This window comes from Glycomyces sp. TRM65418, assembly GCF_019710475.1.
Lineage (GTDB): Bacteria > Actinomycetota > Actinomycetes > Mycobacteriales > Micromonosporaceae > Glycomyces.
On the sequence record NZ_JAJFAX010000001.1, the window covers coordinates 241,475 to 260,681 of the forward strand.

Annotated in this window: 13 protein-coding genes; 6 read left to right on the forward strand and 7 right to left on the reverse strand. The window is 71.6% G+C overall.

Annotated features, from left to right (window positions below; all coding sequences use genetic code 11):
* Window positions 1-68: 68 nt before the first annotated feature.
* From K3N28_RS01025 to gltB, 5 genes are all read right to left on the reverse strand, one after another.
* Entirely contained in the window at window positions 69-2,273 is a 2,205-nt protein-coding gene (locus tag K3N28_RS01025) for an acyltransferase family protein (protein WP_228090614.1), read from the reverse strand.
* 238 nt (window positions 2,274-2,511) lie between these two features.
* Window positions 2,512-3,408 carry an acyl-CoA thioesterase II gene (locus K3N28_RS01030; protein WP_228090615.1) on the reverse strand — a complete coding sequence of 299 codons (897 nt, stop codon included), beginning with the start codon at window positions 3,406-3,408 and terminating at the stop codon, window positions 2,512-2,514.
* A complete protein-coding gene (gene pyk, locus K3N28_RS01035; RefSeq protein ID WP_228090616.1) occupies window positions 3,409-4,818 on the reverse strand; it encodes a pyruvate kinase in 1,410 nt (469 codons plus the stop codon).
* 160 nt (window positions 4,819-4,978) lie between these two features.
* Entirely contained in the window at window positions 4,979-6,448 is a 1,470-nt protein-coding gene (locus tag K3N28_RS01040; protein ID WP_228090617.1) for a glutamate synthase subunit beta, read from the reverse strand.
* Window positions 6,441-10,952: a glutamate synthase large subunit gene (gene gltB / locus K3N28_RS01045; protein ID WP_228090618.1), complete on the reverse strand. Its 4,512-nt coding sequence runs from the start codon at window positions 10,950-10,952 to the stop codon at window positions 6,441-6,443. The genes K3N28_RS01040 and gltB overlap by 8 nt, the downstream gene beginning before the upstream one ends.
* A gap of 353 nt (window positions 10,953-11,305) precedes the next feature.
* Between gltB and K3N28_RS01050 the strand changes: the two genes are divergently transcribed.
* From K3N28_RS01050 to K3N28_RS01065, 4 genes are all read left to right on the forward strand, one after another.
* Window positions 11,306-12,343 carry a hypothetical protein gene (locus K3N28_RS01050; protein ID WP_228090619.1) on the forward strand — a complete coding sequence of 346 codons (1,038 nt, stop codon included), beginning with the start codon at window positions 11,306-11,308 and terminating at the stop codon, window positions 12,341-12,343.
* Window positions 12,344-12,510: 167 nt separating this feature from the next.
* Complete coding sequence (locus K3N28_RS01055) at window positions 12,511-13,323, forward strand: hypothetical protein (protein WP_228090620.1); 813 nt, start codon at window positions 12,511-12,513, stop codon at window positions 13,321-13,323.
* A 56-nt stretch (window positions 13,324-13,379) separates the two neighbouring features.
* Window positions 13,380-14,324, forward strand: a complete 945-nt coding sequence (locus K3N28_RS01060; RefSeq protein WP_228090621.1) for an RNA polymerase sigma-70 factor — start codon at window positions 13,380-13,382, stop codon at window positions 14,322-14,324.
* Between the two features lie 92 nt (window positions 14,325-14,416).
* Window positions 14,417-15,613 carry an NAD(P)/FAD-dependent oxidoreductase gene (locus K3N28_RS01065; protein WP_228090622.1) on the forward strand — a complete coding sequence of 399 codons (1,197 nt, stop codon included), beginning with the start codon at window positions 14,417-14,419 and terminating at the stop codon, window positions 15,611-15,613.
* Window positions 15,614-15,743: 130 nt separating this feature from the next.
* Here the strand turns inward: K3N28_RS01065 and hisS are convergent, their stop codons facing one another.
* Together hisS and K3N28_RS01075 are read right to left on the reverse strand one after the other, a co-directional pair.
* Window positions 15,744-17,066, reverse strand: a complete 1,323-nt coding sequence (gene hisS, locus K3N28_RS01070; RefSeq protein WP_228090623.1) for a histidine--tRNA ligase — start codon at window positions 17,064-17,066, stop codon at window positions 15,744-15,746.
* A 52-nt stretch (window positions 17,067-17,118) separates the two neighbouring features.
* A complete protein-coding gene (locus tag K3N28_RS01075) occupies window positions 17,119-17,793 on the reverse strand; it encodes an MBL fold metallo-hydrolase (RefSeq protein WP_228090624.1) in 675 nt (224 codons plus the stop codon).
* A 159-nt stretch (window positions 17,794-17,952) separates the two neighbouring features.
* Between K3N28_RS01075 and K3N28_RS01080 the strand changes: the two genes are divergently transcribed.
* The gene (locus K3N28_RS01080; protein WP_228090625.1) at window positions 17,953-18,270 is read left to right on the forward strand and encodes a hypothetical protein; all 318 of its coding nucleotides are present in this window, start codon (window positions 17,953-17,955) and stop codon (window positions 18,268-18,270) included.
* Window positions 18,271-18,301: 31 nt separating this feature from the next.
* Window positions 18,302-19,198 carry a peptidylprolyl isomerase gene (locus K3N28_RS01085; protein ID WP_228090626.1) on the forward strand — a complete coding sequence of 299 codons (897 nt, stop codon included), beginning with the start codon at window positions 18,302-18,304 and terminating at the stop codon, window positions 19,196-19,198.
* Window positions 19,199-19,207 lie beyond the last annotated feature (9 nt).

Consider the following 19,207-nt stretch of genomic DNA (forward strand, 5'->3'; position numbering starts at 1 on the left):
AAACGAGGTGAGCCTACCCTCCAGTAGGAAAGCGGGCCCACCTCAGTCGGCGCGATGTGTCCCGGGGCCTACCGGGCGTCGACCGGTTCGGCCTCCAGCGGGATGGCCGTGGCGATCTGCGGGGCGAGTTCGGCGACGAACCGGGCCGAGAGGTGGTTGGAGTCGCGGTAGAGGAGGAGGTTGCCGATGACGACGGGGCAGGTGCCGCTGTCGACGTCGCAGACCCACGGAATCGGGTCGACGACGGTGGCGCCGGTGTCGGCGACGGCCGCCATGGTCTGTTCACGCCGTTCGGGTTCGATGACCGAGGCGTCGAGGTCCCCGACGCAGACGCTGGCGTCCTCGGGGTTGTCGGCGAGGCAGGTGGGAGGGTCCACGCCGAGTCGGGGGTTGTCGGCGATGTAGTAGACGGCGGCGCCGGTCTCCTGGAGGCGTTCGACCGATGCGGTCCAGCCGTCGACCCACGCTTGGGCGGGGTCGTCGGCGAGCACGTTCTTGGCGTCGAAGGCCGAGGCGACGACGATGTCCGGTTCGACCTCGTCGAGGAGGTCGAAGACGCGGTCCTTCCACTCGGGGCATTCGGTGTACTCGCGCTTGAGCTTCTCGTCGTACGCGTCGACGTCCGGGACCGAGCAGTTGGCCTTGGTCATGGCGAGGAGGCGGTACCCGGAGGCCTGGGCGAGCTGGTTGAGCGCCGGGAACCATTGGGCGGCATGGGAGTCGCCGAAGAGTACGACGGTCCGGTCACCTTCGGGATCGCCGTACCAGCAGCCGTCCTCCATGACCTCGGTGCTGTCGCGGGCGACGAGGCAGCCGTCGGATTGGAGGGCGGGCTGGTCGAGCCGGGCGTCGTCGAGGGCCGGGGTGAGGTTCGCCGGGACATTGTCCACATCGGAGGCATTGCCGAGGAGTTCCCACACGGTGGCGTCGTTGCCGGTGATCTCCGCGGCCTCCTCGTTGCCGGTGGTGGGCATCGGTTGGAGCGAGGCGAGGATCGACGCCGCGAGCGCGATGGAGACGAGCCCCCCGCCCATGGCGAGCGCGCGCGAGGGCACCTGGACCAGGGGCCGGCGGGTGCGGATCGGTTGCTCGACGAGGTGGAACGTGGCGACGGAGAGGAGGAACGCGGCGACCATGAGGAGGAGGTAGTGCCGCAGGCGCGGCGCTTCGACCCCGATGATCGTCGGCCCGATGATGATCAGCGGCCAGTGCCACAGGTAGAGGCCGTAGGAGATCTTCCCGATGTACTGCAGCGGCTCCAGGCCGAGGACGGTGGTGGCGCCGAAGCGGTGCGGGGCGCAGCCCGCCGCGATGACGAGGGCCGTGCCGGCGACCGGGAGGGCCGCGGCCGAGCCGGGGAAGGCGGTGCTCTCGTCGATGAGGAGGACCGAGGCGACGACGAGGGCGAGGCCCGCCCAGGAGGCGAGGGCGGCGAGCGCGGCCGGGAGCCGCCGGAGCCGGGCCGCGACGAGGGCGACGCCCGCGCCGGCGGCGAGTTCCCAGGCGCGCGTGTGGATCCCGAAGTAGGACCAGACGGGATCAGCCGCGGACTGCGTGACGCTCAGGGAGAAGGAGCCGATGGCGACGACCGCGAGGACGGCGGCGGTCAGCATGATGCGGCGGCGGTGGAGGTGGCCGCGGGGGGCGAACCGGCCGCCCCAGACGCGGCGCGCGGCGAACGCGATCGCCAGCAGCAGGAGCGGCCAGACGATGTAGAACTGCTCCTCGACCGCGAGGGACCAGAAGTGCTGGAGCGGCGAGGGGACGGCGTCGTCGTTGAGGTAGTCGGTGCCTTCCCGGGCGAGGCGGATGTTGACGACGTTCAGGGCCGCGGCGGCGGCGTCGGTCGCGATGTCGGGCAGCCGGGTGCGCGGGAGCCACAGCCACGAGGCGGCGAGGGTCGCGGTGAGCACGAGGGCGGCGGCCGGGAGGAGCCGCACGGCGCGGCGGGCGTAGAACCCCGCGATGGAGACGCGGCCGGTGCGGTCGATCTCGCGCAGCAGCAGCGAGGTGATGAGGAAGCCGGATATGACGAAGAAGACGTCGACGCCGACGAAGCCGCCCTCGGAGTAGAAGAAGTGGATGTGCGCGGCGATGACGGCGCCCACGGCCACGGCTCTGAGGCCTTCGATGTCCGGACGCCAGTGGCTGGGGCGCGCACTGGCATGGTCGGACGCGGCGGACTCGGGGCGGCGCTCCGCCCGTCGTCGATGTATGCGGGCGGCGGCGTCACTGGACGTCTTCGCCGGTTCTGGCGCGTTGGTCAGACGCATAAGGGTCGGTCTCCGAACGGTTCACCGGGCATGGACTCCCCCGCCGGGCAAGGCGGGGCTGACATGGATCGGGCGCGTATCCGGGACGAGTGCAGACCATAACATCGCCATCGCAATTGGATTTACCCGCTGCAATGCGGTGATATGCCGCTCGAACGGGAAATGGGGCGGCCGTCTCGTCAGGGCATGCGGACAGGGGCGTCCCGATGACGGGACCGCCCCTGTTCGCGCGGGGTGGCTAGGGGACGCCGGGGGGCTCGGGGGTCCGCCGGAGGAGGCCCTCCTGGGTCGCCGAGGCGAGGTGCGCCCCGGAGGCGTCGAAGAACCGGCCCTGGGCGAGGCCGCGCCCGTCGGCGGCGGTCGGCGAGACCGAGTCGTAGAGGATCCAGTCGTCGAAGCGGAACGGCCGGTGGAACCACAGGGCGTGGTCCAGACTCGTGCCGAGGTACCCGCCGGGGCCCCAGACCTCGCCGTGGCGGCTGAGGACCGAGTCCAGCAGCGTCAGGTCCGAGGCGTAGGTGAGCACGCACACGTGGATGAGCGGGTCGTCCGGGAGGGCCCCGTCGGCCTTCATCCACACTCGCTGGTGCTCCTGCGCCGGGCGCTCGCCCGAGGCCGAGAAGCCCGAGCCGCCCCCGGCGTAGCGCACGTCGATCGGGCGCGGCACGCGCGCCCAGATCCCGAGCCGGTCGGGGTGGGCCTTGAGCTGCTCGCTCAGCGGCGGGATCTCCTCCGGCGCGGGCAGCCCGTTCGGGGCCGGGTCGGCGTGCTCCAAGCCCGCCTCGCCGGTGTGGAACGACGCCGACATGAAGAAGATCGTCTGCCCGCCTTGGAGGGCGACGGTGCGCCGCACCGAGAACGATCGGCCGTCGCGGATGTTCTCGACCTGGTAGACGATCGGCTTCTTGGAGTCGCCGGGGCGCACGAAGTAGCCGTGCAGCGAGTGGACCCGCCGCTCGGCGGGGACGGTGCGCCCGGCGGCGACCAGGGCCTGGCCGGCGACCTGGCCGCCGAAGACCCGCTGGAGGCCGACTTCGGCGCGCGGCCCGCGGAACAGGCCCTGGTCGATCTCTTCCAGGTCGAGGACGCTCAAGAGCTTGGCGACGGCGTCCTGGCCTACGAGGACCTCCCCCATCTACGAGCCGATCTGGTGGACCCGGACGGTGTTCGTCGAACCGGGGGTCCCCGCCGGGGTCCCCGCGACGATGACGACGAGGTCGCCCCGCTGCGCCAGGTGGTGCTCCTGCAGGGTGTGGTCGACCAGCTTGAACATCGCGTCGGTGTGGTCGACGTGCTCGACCAGGTAGGAGTCGGTGCCCCACGACAGCGCCATCTGGTTGCGGACGCTCTCGATCGGGGTGAGGCCGTAGATCGGCCGGTCCGGCTTGAGGCGGGCCAGGCGCTTCACGGTGTCGCCGGTCTGGGTGAAGGCCACGAGCGCCACCGCGCCGATCGCGTCGGCGATGTCGGCGGCCGCGTGGGTCACCGCGCCGGACTTGGTCTTCGGGTCGTGCAGCAGCTCCCGCAGCGGGATGGGGCCGCCCTCGGTGGTCTCCACGATCTTCGCCATGGTGCGAACGGTCCCGATCGGATACTTGCCGACCGAGGTCTCGCCCGAGAGCATCACGGCGTCGGTGCCGTCGAGGACGGCGTTGGCGACGTCGGAGACCTCGGCGCGGGTCGGCCGGGCGTTCTCGATCATCGAGTCGAGCATCTGGGTGGCGACGATGACGGGCTTCGCGTTCTCGCGGCAGAGGCGCACGATCTCCTTCTGCACGATCGGGACCTCGTCGAGGGGCATCTCGACGCCCAGGTCGCCGCGGGCGACCATGATGCCGTCGAAGGCCAGGACGATCTCCTCGAGGCGCGCGACGGCCTCGGGCTTCTCGATCTTCGCGATGATGGGGCGGCGCACGCCGACCTCGTCCATGACCTTGTGGCCCAGGCGCGCGTCCTCGGGGCTGCGCACGAACGACATCGCGATGAGGTCCACGCCGAGGTTCAACGCGAACTTCATGTCCGAGATGTCCTTCTCGGACAGCGCCGGGACGGAGATGTTCACGTTCGGCAGCGACAGGCCCTTGTTGTTGGACACCGGGCCGCCCTCGACCACCAGGCACTCGACGTCGGTGTCGTCGGCGCTGAGGACCTCCAGCGCCAGCTTGCCGTCGTCCACCAGCAGGCGGTCGCCCTTGGTGACCTCGGCCGGCAGCTTCTTGTACGTGCAGGAGACGCGGTCGTGCGTGCCCTCGACGTCCTCGGAGGTGATCCTGATGCGGTCGCCCGCGTCCCACTGCTCGACGCCGCTGGCGAAGGTGCCCAGGCGGATCTTGGGACCCTGCATGTCGGCGAGGATCGCGATCGGCTTCCCGGCGGCGTCGGCCGCCTCGCGGACCATCTGATAGACGGCCTCATGGTCGGATTGGACGCCGTGGCTGAAGTTCATGCGGGCGACGTTCATGCCGGCGTCGATCAGGCCGGCCATGCGCTCGGGCGTGGCGGTGGCAGGCCCGATGGTGCAGACGATTTTTGCTCTACGAGTCACCCTGCGAGCTTATATCGGACGCTCACTCGCACTCAGGGGGTCACCGCAGTTGAGAGGTGGAATTCACCGGCCCGGAAAAGGCACTGGGGAATGCGAAAGAAAGGCAGGCGGAATTGAGCCCGATGCCATATCCATAGGGCTCAATTCCGCCTATCGCACTTCATGCGGCGAGCGGCTGTGCGCTCGCGTCGACCGGCGAGGGGAGCGCGGTCTGCCCGCCGAGGAACTGGTGCGCGGCCGCCGCGGCGGCGCGGCCCTCGGCGATCGCCCACACGATGAGCGAGGCGCCGCGGTGGGCGTCGCCCGCGACGAACACGCCCGGCGCCTCCGTCTGCCAGTCCTCGCCGCAGTCGATGACGTTGCGGCGGCTCCGCTCGATCCCGAACTGCCGCAGCAGCGGCTGGTCCTCGGTGCCGGCGAAGCCGATCGCCAGCAGGACGAGGTCCGCCGGGACGATCTGCTCGGTGCCCGGCACCGGGATGATGTCGCGCCGGCCCTGGGACTTGTCGACCCGGACCTCGCTGAAGCGCATCTGGCGCACGTGCCCGTGCTCGTCGCCGATGAACTCGGCGGCGGCCGAGGCGTAGTTGCGCTCCCCGCCCTCTTCGTGGGCCGGGTAGTTGCGGACGATGACCGGCCAGGTCGGCCACGGGTCGCGACCGGGGTCGCGGGACTCGGGCGGGGTCGGGTACAGGTCGAGCTGGCGGACCGAGGCCGCGCCCTGCCGGTGGGCCACGCCCAGGCAGTCCGCGCCGGTGTCGCCGCCGCCGATGATGACCACGTGCTTGTCCTTGGCGTCGATCGGCGCGAACGGGGCCTTGCCCGCCACGACCTGGTTGGCGCCCACGAGGTGCTCCATCGCCTGGTGGATCCCGGCGAGTTCGCGCCCGGGCTGCTCGGTCTCGCGGCCTTCGAGCGCGCCCACGGCCAGGATCACCGCGTCGTGGCGCTCGCGCAGGTCTTCGGCGGAGAGGTCGAAGCCGACGTTCACGTTGCACGCGAACTCGACGCCCTCGGCCTCCATCTGGGCGACGCGCCGGTCGATGTGGTGCTTCTCCAGCTTGAAGTCCGGGATGCCGTAGCGCAGCAGGCCGCCGGGGGCGTCGTCGCGCTCGTACACGGTGACCGCGTGGCCCGCGCGGGCCAGCTGCTGCGCCGCCGCCAGGCCCGCCGGGCCCGAGCCGACCACGCCGACGGACTTGCCGCTCGAGTGATCGGCCGGGCGCGGCGCGACGTTCGCGTCCTCGAAGGCCCGGTCGATGATCTCGACCTCGATGTTCTTGATGGTCACCGGGTCGTCCCCGATGCCGAGCACGCACGCCGCCTCGCACGGGGCCGGGCACAGCCGCCCCGTGAACTCCGGGAAGTTGTTCGTCGCGTGCAGCTGCTCGATCGCCGCGCCCCACCGGCCCGTGCGGGCCAGGTCGTTCCACTCGGGGATCCGGTTGCCCAGCGGGCAGCCGTTGTGGCAGAACGGGATGCCGCAGTCCATGCAGCGCGAGGCCTGCGCGGTGATGAGCTCCTGGCTCGCGCGGGTGTAGACCTCGCGGTTGTCGAGGATGCGCACCGGGACGGGGCGCTTCTTCGGGACCTCGCGGCGGTGCTCGAGGAATCCGCTCGGGTCAGGCATTGGCGGCCTCCTTCTCGGTCAGGACCAGCGTGCGGGGCGCGATCAGTTCCTGGGCTTGCTTGGCGAGGACGGCCTTGTACTCGCGCGGGATGACCTTCGTGAAGCCGCTCGCGGCCCTCGGCCAGTCGGCCAGGAGCTCCGCGGCCACGGCCGAACCGGTGGCCCGCTCGTGGCGCTGCAGCAGCGAGTGGACCAGGTCGATGTCGGAGGCCGACAGCGGGTCCAGATCCGCCAGCGCGGTGTTGGTGCGGGACTCGTCCAGGCGCCACACGTAGGCGGTGCCGCCGGACATGCCGGCCGCGAAGTTGCGGCCGGTGGGGCCGAGGACGAGGACGGTGCCGCCGGTCATGTACTCGCAGCCGTGGTCGCCCACGCCTTCGACGACGGCGACGGCGCCGGAGTTGCGGACGGCGAAGCGCTCGCCGACCTTGCCGCGCACGTACAGCTCACCGGAGGTGGCGCCGTACAGGATGGTGTTGCCGGCGATGACGTTCGCCTCGGCCTTGAAGGGCGCGGTCGGGTCGGGCATGAGCGCGATGCGCCCGCCCGAGAGGCCCTTGGCGACGTAGTCGTTGGCGTCGCCGAGGAGCCTGAAGCTCGCGCCGCGGGTGAGGAACGCACCGAAGGACTGGCCGGCGGTGCCCCGGAAGGTGAGCGAGACGGTGTCGTCGGGCAGGCCTTCGCGGCGGGCGCGGCTGACCGCGGCGCCGAGGAGCGCGCCGACCGAGCGGTCGGTGTTGCGGATGTCGAGTTCGGCCTCGACCCGCTCGCCGGTCTCGATGGCGGGACGGGCGAGGTCGACGATGCGGGCCCCGAGGGTCGCTTCGACGCCGTGGTCCTGGACGGCGGCCTGCGTGCGCGGGCCCTCGACGGGAGCGGCGATGACGTTCGACAGGTCCACCCGGGCGGCCTTGCGGCCGGGGGCGGGGACCTGGCGGAGGCGTTCGACCGCGCCGATGGCCTCGTCCAGCGAGCGGTAGCCGAGCTCGGCGAGGATCTCGCGGACCTCTTCGGCGATGTAGCGGAAGAAGTTCTCGACGAACTCGGGGCTGCCGGTGTAGCGCTGGCGCAGGACGGGGTCCTGGGTGGCGACGCCGACGGGGCAGGTGTCGAGGTGGCAGACGCGCATCATGACGCAGCCGGCGACGACGAGTGGGGCGGTGGCGAAGCCGTAGCCCTCCGCGCCGAGGAGCGCGGCGACGACGACGTCGCGGCCGGTCTTCATCGCGCCGTCCACTTCGAGCCTGACGCGGTCGCGCAGGCCGTTGCGGACGAGGGTCTGCTGGGCCTCGGCCAGGCCGATCTCCCACGGCGTGCCCGCGTGCTTGATCGAGTTGGCCGGGGACGCGCCGGTGCCGCCGTCGTAGCCGGAGATGAGGATCGAGTCGGCCTTGGCCTTGGAGACGCCCGCGGCGACGGTGCCGACGCCGACCTCGCTGACCAGCTTCACGTGGACCTCGGCGTCGCCGCCACCGGCGTGCTTGAGGTCGTGGATGAGCTGGGCGAGGTCCTCGATCGAGTAGATGTCGTGGTGCGGGGGCGGGCTGATGAGCCCCACCCCGGGCGTGGCGTTGCGGGTCTCGGCGATCCACGGGTGGACCTTGTACCCGGGCAGCTGCCCGCCCTCGCCGGGCTTCGCGCCCTGGGCCATCTTGATCTGGATGGCGTCGGCGGTGGCGAGGTACTCGGAGGTGACGCCGAAGCGGCCGGAGGCGACCTGCTTGATGGCGCTGCGCCGCTCGGGGTCGTAGAGGCGGTCGACGTCTTCGCCGCCTTCACCGGAGTTGGAGCGGCCGCCGAGGCGGTTCATGGCGATCGCGAGGGTCTCGTGCGACTCGATCGAGAGCGCGCCGTAGGACATCGCGCCGGTGTGGAAGCGCTTGACGATCGCTTCGACCGGTTCGACCTCCTCCAGCGGGACGGCCTCGCGGCTGTCGTCGAAGCCGAGCATGCCGCGCAGGAGCCCGGAGTCGGCGGCGAGGGCGTCGACCTTCTCGGTGTAGCGCTTGAACACCTCGTACTGGCCCGAGCGGGTGGCGTGCTGGAGCAGGAACACCGTCTCGGGGTTGAACAGGTGGACTTCGCCGTCGCGGCGCCACTGGAAGTCGCCGCCCGGGGGCAGCGGCTCCGAGGTCTCGATCTTGCGCTCGTAGGCGGCGCGATGGCGTTCGGCGACCTCTTTGGCGAGGGTCTGGAGGCCGATGCCGCCGATCGAGGAGTCGGTGCCGGTGAAGTAGCGGTCGACGAAGTCGGCGTCGAGGCCGACGGCCTCGAAGATCTGCGCGCCGGTGTAGGAGGCGATGGTGGAGATGCCGATCTTCGACATGACCTTGAGGACCCCGGTGCACAGGCCCTTGATGTAGTTCTCGACGGCCTGGGCCGGTTCGGCGTCGACGACGCCCTGGGCGCAGAGCTCTTCGATGGAGTCGAAGGCCAGGTACGGGTTGATGGCGGCCGCGCCGTAACCGAGGAGGACCGCGGCGTGGTGCACGGTGCGGCAGTCGCCGGTCTCGACCAGGAGCGCGACCTTGGTGCGGGTCTGCTCGCGCACGAGGTGCTGGTGCACGGCGGCGGTGAGCAGGAGCGACGGGATCGGCGCGAGGTCGGCGGTGGAGTCGCGGTCGGAGAGCACGAGGATCCGCACGCCGTCCTCGATGGCCTCGGAGACGTGGCGGCAGATCTCGACCAGGCGGTCCTTGAGGCCGCGCGAGCCGTGGCGGGCCTTGTAGACCCCGGAGACGCGCACGGCCTTGAAGCCGGGCATGTCGCCGTCCTCGTCGATGTGGAGGATCTTGGCGAGCTCCTCGTTGTCGAGGACCGGGCGGGAGAGTTCGATCTGGCGGCACGAGTGCGGGCCGGGCTCGAGCAGGTTGCCCTCGGGACCGACCGTGGTGCCCAGGGCGGTGACGAGCTTCTCGCGGATGGCGTCCAGCGGCGGGTTGGTGACCTGCGCGAACAGCTGCGTGAAGTAGTCGAACAGGAGCTTGGGCCGCTTGGAGAGGCCGGCGATGGGCGTGTCGGAGCCCATGGAGACCAGGGGCTCTTCGCCCTTGGCGGCCATGGGGGCCAGGATGAGGCGCAGCTCTTCGTCGGTGTAGCCGAAGGTGAGCTGGCGGCGGCGCACCGACTCGGGGTCGTAGGGCGTGTGCTCGCGGTCGGGCAGCTCCTCGAGGCGGATGAGCCCGGCGTGGAGCCAGTCCCCGTACGGGTGCTGCTTGGCGAGGGCGTCCTTCACCTCCTCGTCGTCGAGGATGCGGCCGAGGCCGGTGTCGACGAGGAACATGCGGCCCGGTTCGAGGCGGCCCTTCTCGGCGACCTGGCTCGGCTCGACGTCCACGACGCCGGCTTCGGACGCGAGGACGACGAGGTCGTCGGTGGTGCGCCACCAGCGGGCGGGACGCAGGCCGTTGCGGTCGAGGACCGCGCCGATCTGGACGCCGTCGGTGAAGCAGACCGCGGCCGGGCCGTCCCACGGCTCCATGATGGAGGCGTGGTAGCGGTAGAAGTCGCGGCGCTTGGGGTCCATGGTCGCGTTGTGCTCCCAGGCCTCCGGCATCATCATGAGCATCGCGTGGGGCAGGCTGCGCCCGCCCAGGTGCAGCAGCTCGACGACCTCGTCGAAGTTCAGGGAGTCGGATCCGCCCGGGGTGTTGATCGGGAAGAGCCGGCGCAGCCGCCCGGGCAGGTGCTCGGTGGCGAGTTCGGCCTGGCGGGCGGTCATCCAGTTGCGGTTGCCGCGGATCGTGTTGATCTCGCCGTTGTGCGCGACCATCCGGAACGGGTGGGCCAGCGGCCATGACGGGAACGTGTTGGTGGAGAAGCGCGAGTGCACGAGGGCGATGGCGCTCTGCATGCGCTCGTCGGCCAGCTCGGGGTAGAACTGCGGCACCTGCGCGGGCGTGAGCATGCCCTTGTAGACCACGGTGCGGGCCGAGAGGCTGACGATGGCGGCGCCGTCGAGGTGGCGTTCGCGCAGCTCGCGCTCGGCCTGCTTGCGGACGGCGAAGGCCAGCCGGTCGAGGTCGATGCCGGACGCGAGGCCGTCCTCGGCGGCGAGGAAGACCTGGGAGACGCGGGGCTTGGAGGACAGCGCGGCCGCGCCGAGGCCGGAGGCGTCGGTGGGCACGTCGCGCCAGCCGAGGACGCGGCAGCCCTCGGCGACCGCGTACTTCTCGACGATCGAGCGGGCGCGGGAGGTCTCGTCGTCCGATTCGGGCGTGAAGACCAGGCCGGCGGCGTAGTGGCCGGGCTCGGGCAGGCCGAAGTCGACCGTGTCGCGGTAGAAGGCGTCCGGGATCTGGAGCATGATGCCCGCGCCGTCGCCCGAGTCCGGGTCCGGGGCGGTGGCACCGCGGTGCTCCATGCGCACGAGGGCGGAGAGTCCGCGCTCGATGACGCTGTGGGCGACCCGGCCTTGCATGTCCGCAACGAAGGCGACGCCGCAGGCGTCGTGTTCCCAAGCGGGGCGGTAAAGACCGGGCTCTGAGTTCAGGGCAGAACGCAACCGTGGCCTCCTTCGTCGTCGAGGGCTCCAGCAGCAGGTGGGGGCGCGGAGCACTACGGTGTTTCATACGGGACGACGTCGGCCCGAGAGAATGCAAAGTGTCAGACGAGTGTAATGCATCGCTCATCTGGCGGACACCATCGTCCTACGATCCGAGCAGGTGGCGCGGTTTTTCTCCTGCAACGCGCCCTTGACGCAACGGAATCGCAACGGCCGCGTAACCGACCGGGGCGGACGGGCGGTCCGCGCCGGGGCCGTGGCAGCCGGTGGCTAGAGTGATCCGATATCGCACGGCGCCTCTCCCGTGCTTCGAACCCCCCTTTCAGAGTACGTTCGCAAGGAGCTATGCACCAATGAGCTATCCCCCGCCCCCTGGCTACGGGCAGCAGCCGCAGCAGCCCGGCTATCCGCCGCCGCCGCAGCCGGGCGGGTACGCCCCGCAGCAGCCGTACGGCCAGCCGTCCCAGCCCGGGTACGGCGCCCCGCAGCAGCCCGGGTACGGCGCCCCGCAGCAGCCCGGGTACGGCGCGCCCCAGCAGCCCGGTTACCCGCCGCAGCCCGGCGGCGCCTACGGGGCTCCCCCGCCCCCGCCGATCCCGCCGGGCGGCGGAGGCGGCGGCTTCGGCAACTTCGCCAAGGAGACCGGCAAGGGCCTGCTGTGGAAGATCGTGCCCGCGGTCCTGGCCGTGGCCGGCCTCGGCATCTTCTTCGTCATCCGGCTCGTGGCGAACGACGGCGACGCCGGCCACGCCCTCCAGGACATCAGCGACTCGGACACCAGCGCGGGCGTCGCCACCGGCGACTGCCTCTCGTCGTGGGACTACGCCTTCAGCACGTCCGAGGACCCGCTCGCCGATCTCTTGGTCGACTGCTCGTCCGCGGACGCCCTGTGGTCGGTGACCTCGGTGCACGAGGACGTGGACGACATCCGGGCGGACGCCAGCGGCTACGCCGAGGACCTGGCCCCCATCACCGCGATCTGCGGCGAGGAGATCCTCAGCTACCAGTTCGGCCAGACGTGGAAGAACTACAACTACGTCGTGGACGCCTCCGGCGGCAGGCTGGACTACCTGATCTGCGTCGAATCCGTCGACAAGCCGGACGCGTCCGGCCGCACCCCGCGGATGCCCGACGTCGGCGACTGCTTCAACGAGGACTACGACGGCTGGTTCGTCACCGACTGCGCCTCGGCCTCCTACCAAGTCACCGTGACCATCCCGATCGATCCTCCGGTCGCCATGACCGACGACGAGATCTTCGCGCAGGGCGAAGGGCAGTGCGGCGCCGAGGACTACTACTTCTCGATCTACCAGATCACCGACCCGACCGCGACCGAGGTCACCACCTCGGACCCGGTGACCGGCGTCCTCTGCGCCTCCACCACCTACTAGTCGAACGCACGGATCCGCACTGGTCCGCGGCGAACGCGAGAGGGCCGTCCCGGCTGTGGGGCGGCCCTCTCGCGTTCCTGGCGGCACGCCCGCTCGCAGGGGCCCAATATGATGGACCGCAAGCGCACCCACGACGCCCTGAGCCCGGCCACGCGACGGAGACCCCCATGACCTATCCGCCCCAGAACCCCTACGATCCCAGCCAGCCGCCGGGCCCCGGGCAGCCCTCCCCCGGGCCGCAGCACTACACGACCGACGCGGACCCCTATTCGCGTCCGGACCCGTACGGGCCCGGCTCCGGGTACGGCAACCCGCCGCTGAACCTCCGGCCCGGCAGCGCCCCGCCCGGGCAGCCCTACTCCCCCGGGCCCGCGTACACGCCCGCGCAGCCGGGCGGGTACCAGCCGGCCCCTCCCGGTCCTCCGGGGCCGCCCGTCGGCCCCTTCCAGCCCGGCCAGGCCGCGCCGCCCCCGCCCGGCGGTTCGGCCAACATCCCGCTGATCGCCACACTCGCGGTGGTGCTCCTCGTGGTCATCGGCGGCGGCGTCCTGCTGGTCATGAATCTCAACAAGGACGACGGCGACCCCGACGCCGCCTCGACCACCAGTGCCGAGGCGACCTCCGAGGCCGAGCCCACCGAGGAGGCGACCACGGAGGCGGAGCCCACGGCCGAGGCGACTTCGGAGGGCGAGTCGGTCTACCGCGTGCCCGTCGAGGGCGAGTGCATCGAGAACGTGACCACCGGCTTCTACGTCGTCGACTGCGAGTCCCCCGACGCCTACTGGAGCGTCCTCAAGATCGTGCAGAACCCCGAGGACCCCGATCCGACCGATCCGTACCACGCGGTGGCCGCCGCCGACGCGTGCGCGGGCTCGGGCAACACCCAGTACTACTACACCGACACCGCGATCGCGGCCGGCCGCGACTGGGACCCCGAGATCGACTCGATCACCGCGATCTACTGCGTCAAAGAGGTGTGACCAAGGGTCCCTTCGCGACCCGGCTCGCGCACCGGCCCGCGGGCTACGATCGGGTCATGTCCGTGACCGTGAGCGAACTCGACCGGTTCGAGGCCTCCAGGCCGCGCCTGGAGGCCATCGCCTACCGCCTGCTCGGGTCGGCGAGCGAGGCCGAGGACGCCGTGCAGGAGGCGTTCCTGCGCTGGCAGGCCGCCGACCGCGACCTCGTGGAGGTCCCGGAGGCGTGGCTGACGAAAGTGCTCACCAACCTATGCCTCAACCAGCTCACCTCGGCACGGACGCGGCGCGAGACCTATGTGGGCCAATGGCTGCCGGAGCCGCTGCTCGCGGGCGACCCGATGCTCGGCCCTGCCGACACCGTCGAGCAGCGCGAGTCGGTGTCGCTCGCCGTGCTCACCCTCATGGAACGACTGTCTCCTGTGGAGCGCGGCGTGTACGTGCTGCGCGAGGCGTTCGCGTATTCGCACCGCGAGATCGGCGAGATCCTCGATCTCACCGAGGCCGCCAGCCAGCAGATCTTCCACCGCGCCAAGAAGCACCTCGCCGCGGGCAGGACCCGCGCCGAGATCGACGAGGCCGCCGCGCGGCGGATCGTCGAGGAGTTCCTCGCGGCCGCCACCAGCGGCCGGACCGAGCCGCTCGTGCGGCTGCTCACCGAGGACGCCACCTCCGTCGGCGACGGCGGCGGGAAGGTCCCGGCCCGCGCCAAGCCCTTCGAGGGCGCGATCGCGGTCGCCAAGTTCATCTGGGGCCTGTTCAAGCCCGGCGAGGCCAAGCGGAACCTCCTCGGCGGGCCCGCCGACGTGTACGCGACGACCGCCAACGGCGACCCCGCCGTCGTGGTGGTCGTCGAGGGGCGGGTCTTCGCCGTCATGTGCCTGGAGGTCACCGCCGAGGGGATCGTCGCGATCCGCAACCAGGTCAACCCCGACAAGCTGGGACGCGCGGCCCGGCGGTGGGCGGCCGCCGAGCACGAAGCGCCGCTGCTCAGGGCCTGGTAACGATATGTGATCGGCTTCACTCCCGAGACCTGTCAGGAATCGGCGGGCCGTCCGGTTCAGGTGGCGAACCCGAACCAGACAGGAGCAAGGCCATGCAGCACCGCATCCTCGTCCTCGGCGCCGGCTACGCCGGGGCCACCGCCGCCGGGCGCCTCGCCCGCCGCCTGCACCCCGAGGACGTCGCCGTCACCCTCGTCAACGCCGAGCCCGACTTCGTCGAACGGGTCCGGATGCACCAGCTGGCCGCGGGCCAGGACCTCACGCCACGGCCGCTGGCCGAGATGTTCGAGGGCACGGGCGTCCGGTTGCGACTCGCCGAAGTGACCGCCGTCGACGCCGACCGCAAGACCGTCGCCGTCGTCGACGCGGACGGCGCGGACGAACTCCACTACGACACGCTCGTCTACGCGCTCGGCAGCCGCTCGAACGACCACGGCGTCCCCGGCGTCGTCGAGCACGCCCACGAGATCGCGAGCCGACCGGGCGCGCTGCGGCTCCGGGAGCGCCTGGCGCGCCTGGACGCCGGCGGCACGGTCACCGTCGTCGGCGGCGGCCTCACCGGCATCGAGGCGGCGACCGAGTTCGCCGAGGCCCGACCCGACCTGCGCGTGTCGCTCGTCGCCCGCGGCGGCCTGGGCGACTGGGTCTCCCCGAAGGGGCGGGCGCACCTGCGGAAGGTCTTCGCCGGGCTCGGCGTCCAGGTCCACGAGCACACCGCGGTCGCCCGGGTCGAGGCCGGGGCGGTCGTCACGGACGACGGCGCCGAGATCCCCTCGGCGGTCACCGTGTGGACCACCGGCTTCGCGGTCCATCCGATCGCCGCCGCGACCACCTTGGAGACCACCGCGAACGGCCAGATCGTCGTGGACCGGTCCATGGCCTCCGTGTCGCACCCGGACGTGTACGCCGTAGGCGACGCCGGCTACGCGATCGGCGACGCCGGGAAGCCGCTGCGCATGTCCTGCGCGTCGGGGATCCCGATGGCGTGGCAGGCCGCCGATGCGATCGCGGCCCGCCTCGCCGGCGGGAAGGCGAAGCGCACGCCGCTGCGCTACTTCAACCAGTGCATCAGCCTGGGCCGCTCGGAGGGCCTCATCCAGTACGTGACCGCGGACGACCAGGCCAGGAGCTTCTCGCTCCGCGGCCGCTTCGCCGCCCGGTACAAGGAGTTGGTCTGCAAGGGCGCGGCCTGGGGCGTCGCCCACCCGGGCATCGGCGTCCTCAAGCGCCACCAGCGCGTCCGCGGCGCCGGGACCGGCGCCGCCCGGAGGGCCGCCACCGCGCGGTAAGAGGGACATGGCGATCGGCCGTGCGGGGCCGACCGGTGCGCGACCCGCCGGCCGGCCCTGCCGCCCGGCCCGTGCGGGGAGACGAGCACGGGCCGCACTCGTCACGAGCGCGGCCCGTGCTCGCGTCGGCCTACTCGGCGACGATGGTCGGGTGGAGGTCCGCGGCCGGGGGCTCCCAGGCGTCGACGTCCACGGTGGTCTGCTCGCCGGAGCGGATGTCCTTGATCTGCGTGCCCTCCTCGTTCGTGAAGAGCACGAAGGGGATCCCGCGCTTGTCGGCGAACTTGATCTGCTTGCCGAACTTGGCGGCCGAGGGCGAGACCTGGGTCGGGACGCCGCGGCGGCGCAGGCGCTGCGCGAGGGCGTTCGCGGCGGACCGGTCCTCCTCGTCGGCGAGCGCCACGATCACGCACGTGGGCACCTCGCGGGTGGCGTCGATCTTGCCGGCCTGCAGCAGCGGCACCAGGATCCGCGAGACGCCGATCGACAGTCCCACACCGGGATAGGTGTGCTTGCCGTCGGAGGCGAGCTTGTCGTAGCGCCCGCCCGAGCAGATCGAGCCGAGGCCCTCGTAGCCCTCCATGACGGTCTCGTAGACGGTGCCGGTGTAGTAGTCGAGGCCGCGCGCGATCTTCATGTCGGCCACGACGAACCCGGGGGCCTCCTTCGCGGCGGCGTCCACGACGGCGGCCAGTTCGCTCAGGCCCTCGTCGAGCAGCGGATCGGACACCCCCAGGGCGCGGACCTCCTCCACGAACGACGTGTCCTCGGCGCTGATCGAGGCGAGCTTGAGGCAGGCCTCGGCCTGCTCGGGCGTGGCGTCCACGGTGTCGATGAGGAGCTTGGCGACCGCGTCGTGGCCGATCTTGTCGAGCTTGTCGATGATCCGCAGCGCCTCGTCGGTGTCGTGGATGCCGAGGCCCTGGTAGAAGCCCTGGGAGAGCTTGCGGTTGTTGACGTGCATGCGCACGGGCGGCAGCGGCAGGCCGCGGAGGGCGTCGGCGATCACCAGCGCGACCTCGACCTCGTAGTGCGCGGGCAGCTCGCCCAGGTCGACGATGTCGATGTCCGCCTGCAGGAACTCGCGGTAGCGGCCCTCCTGGGGGCGCTCGCCCCGCCAGCAGGGCTGGATCTGGTAGCGGCGGAACGGGAAGTTGAGCTTCCCGGCGTTCTCGAGGACGTAGCGGGCGAAGGGCACGGTCAGGTCGAAGTGGAGGCCGAGTCCGGCGTCGCCGCCCTCGGCGTCGGCCTGGAGGCGGCGCAGCACGTAGACCTCCTTCGAAGTCTCGCCCTTGCGCAGGAGCTGGTCCATCGGCTCGACGGCGCGGGTGTGGAGGTTCGCGAAGCCGTGGAGCTCGAAGGCGCGGCGGAGATGGTCGACGACCTGCTGCTCGACGATCCGCTGCCGGGGCAGCAGTTCGGGGAAGCCCGAGAGCGGCTGAGGTCGTGACATGGCGGTCTCCTAGCGTTGGTTCGGTGGAACGATGCGCGCGGCGAGGCCGCGGCTAATGGGCGCGCTGAGCCGCGCGCTTGAGGTACGGGTTGCGGGCGCGTTCGGCCGCGATGGTGGTCGCCGGGCCGTGCCCGGGGAGGACGATCGTCGCGTCGTCGAGCGGGAGGACCTTGTCGCGCAGCGTGTCCTGCATGGCGGCGTCGGAGCCGCCGGGCAGGTCGGTGCGGCCGATCGCGCCGCGGAAGAGCACGTCGCCGGTCACGGTGTACGGGGCCTCGGCGCCCGCGGTGTGGAACATGGCCGAGCCGGCGGTGTGGCCGGGCGCGTGGTCGACGGTGAAGCGCATCCCGGCGAGCTCGACGACCGCGCCGTCGGCGAGCGCCCGCACGTCGTCGGGCTCGGTCCACTCGAGACCGGTGCCCACGAGCGACATCATGTTCGCGCTGAAGCCCTTCGCGGGGTCTTCGAGGAGGTGGCGGTCGTCGGTGTGGATGAAGGCCGGCACGTCGGAGGCGCCGCACACCGGGGCCACGGAGAACGTGTGGTCCAGGTGGCCGTGGGTGAGCATCACGGCGACGGGCTTGAGCCGCCGCTCGGCGAGCAGGTCGTCCAGGCGCGGGGCGATGCCGATGCCGGGGTCGACGACCACGCATTCGGATCCGGGACCGGCCGACAGCACGTAGCAGTTCGTGCCGAACGCATCCGCCACCAGCGTCTCGATGAGCAACCGCTCCCCCTCCCTTCGCCGGGTCAGGATACACGGGGCATCCTGCGGTGACGCGTCTGACGTGGCCCCGTTAGACTGCGGAACTCGTACCCCCCGGAACGCGCGAGCGGTATGCACCGCACGCGGCGTTCACCCAGACCGGTCGACCGAGGAGGCCAGGTGCCCGCCAAGTCCAAGCACATGGAGCAGCGCAAGCAGCGCATCGCGAACGCGAAGAAGAACGCGCGCCTCGCGGAGAAGTTGCGCCGCCGCCGCCAGCTCCAGGCGCTGTTCGGGCTCATCGCGATCGCCGCCGTGCTGACCCTCGCGTTCCTGTGGCAGACGGGGTTCTTCGAGGACGAGGAGCCCGCGGCCGAGGAGACCCCCACCTCGGAGATCACCGAGATGCCGTCCCTGGACCCGAGCGCCACGGCGGACCCGACCGCGACGCCCACCGCGGAGTCCGCCGAGACCCCTGCCGACACCGAGACCGAGTAAGCACCCCTAACCGCGCGAAGGAGATCCGACGGTGGCGTCGAAACAAGCCCAGCGCCTGGCCGCCCGGCAGCAACTGCAGCAGCGCATGGCCGTGAAGGCCGAGGAAGAGCGCCGCAAGCGCACCGTCCTGTGGAGCATCGGCGGCGTGGCCGCGCTCGTGGCCCTGGTGCTGGTCGCCTGGGGCGCGGTGACGGTCTTCGGCGCGGACGACGACGAGGCCGGCGCGTCGGACCCCGACGTCGCCGAGCTGGTCGACGAGGCCGAGGCCGCCTCGGACCGCTGCGCGGACGTCGAGCCCAGCGGGGAGGGCGCGCTCGGCACGCCGACCGAGGGCCTCACTGACGGGCGTCCCGCCCAGGACGTGTACCTCGAATGCCTCCAGATGAGCACCCCGGACGCCTCGGCGACCGAGTCGTGCATGTACACCTCGGTCGACGGCACCAGCCCGACCCCGCTGTCGGTGCAGCCCGCCGCGGGCACGCAGAAGATGACGATCGTGACCAACCTGGGCACGATCACCGCGGAGATCGACACCGCGGGCGCGCCGTGCACCGCCGGGTCGTTCACCTACCTCGCCAAAGAGGGCTACTTCGACGGCCAGCAGTGCCACCGGCTGACCACCGAGAGCATCTGGGTCCTCCAGTGCGGTGACCCCGACGCGCGCGGCGCGATCGAGGCCGGCACCCCCGAGATGGCGGGCGCGGGCTCCCCGGGCTACCAGTACGAGGAGGAGAACCTGCCGGTCGAGGCCGAGGCGAACTACCCGGCCGGGACCATCGCGATGGCGAACGCCGGCGCGGGCACCACCGGCAGCCAGTTCTTCATCGTCTACGAGGACACGAGCCTCCCCGCGGACTACACCGTCCTCGGACAGGTGACGTCGGGCCTCGACATCGTGGAGCAGGTGGCCGCCGCGGGCGTGATGTAAGCCCGCCGG

Coding starts and splice junctions, on each gene's coding strand:
- K3N28_RS01025 (WP_228090614.1), bottom strand. CDS start 2,273: ATGCGTCTGACCAACGCGCCAGAACCGGCGAAGACGTCCAGTGACGCC.
- hisS (WP_228090623.1), bottom strand. CDS start 17,066: ATGTCACGACCTCAGCCGCTCTCGGGCTTCCCCGAACTGCTGCCCCGG.
- K3N28_RS01065 (WP_228090622.1), top strand. CDS start 14,417: ATGCAGCACCGCATCCTCGTCCTCGGCGCCGGCTACGCCGGGGCCACC.
- K3N28_RS01055 (WP_228090620.1), top strand. CDS start 12,511: ATGACCTATCCGCCCCAGAACCCCTACGATCCCAGCCAGCCGCCGGGC.
- K3N28_RS01030 (WP_228090615.1), bottom strand. CDS start 3,408: ATGGGGGAGGTCCTCGTAGGCCAGGACGCCGTCGCCAAGCTCTTGAGC.
- K3N28_RS01040 (WP_228090617.1), bottom strand. CDS start 6,448: ATGCCTGACCCGAGCGGATTCCTCGAGCACCGCCGCGAGGTCCCGAAG.
- K3N28_RS01060 (WP_228090621.1), top strand. CDS start 13,380: ATGTCCGTGACCGTGAGCGAACTCGACCGGTTCGAGGCCTCCAGGCCG.
- K3N28_RS01050 (WP_228090619.1), top strand. CDS start 11,306: ATGAGCTATCCCCCGCCCCCTGGCTACGGGCAGCAGCCGCAGCAGCCC.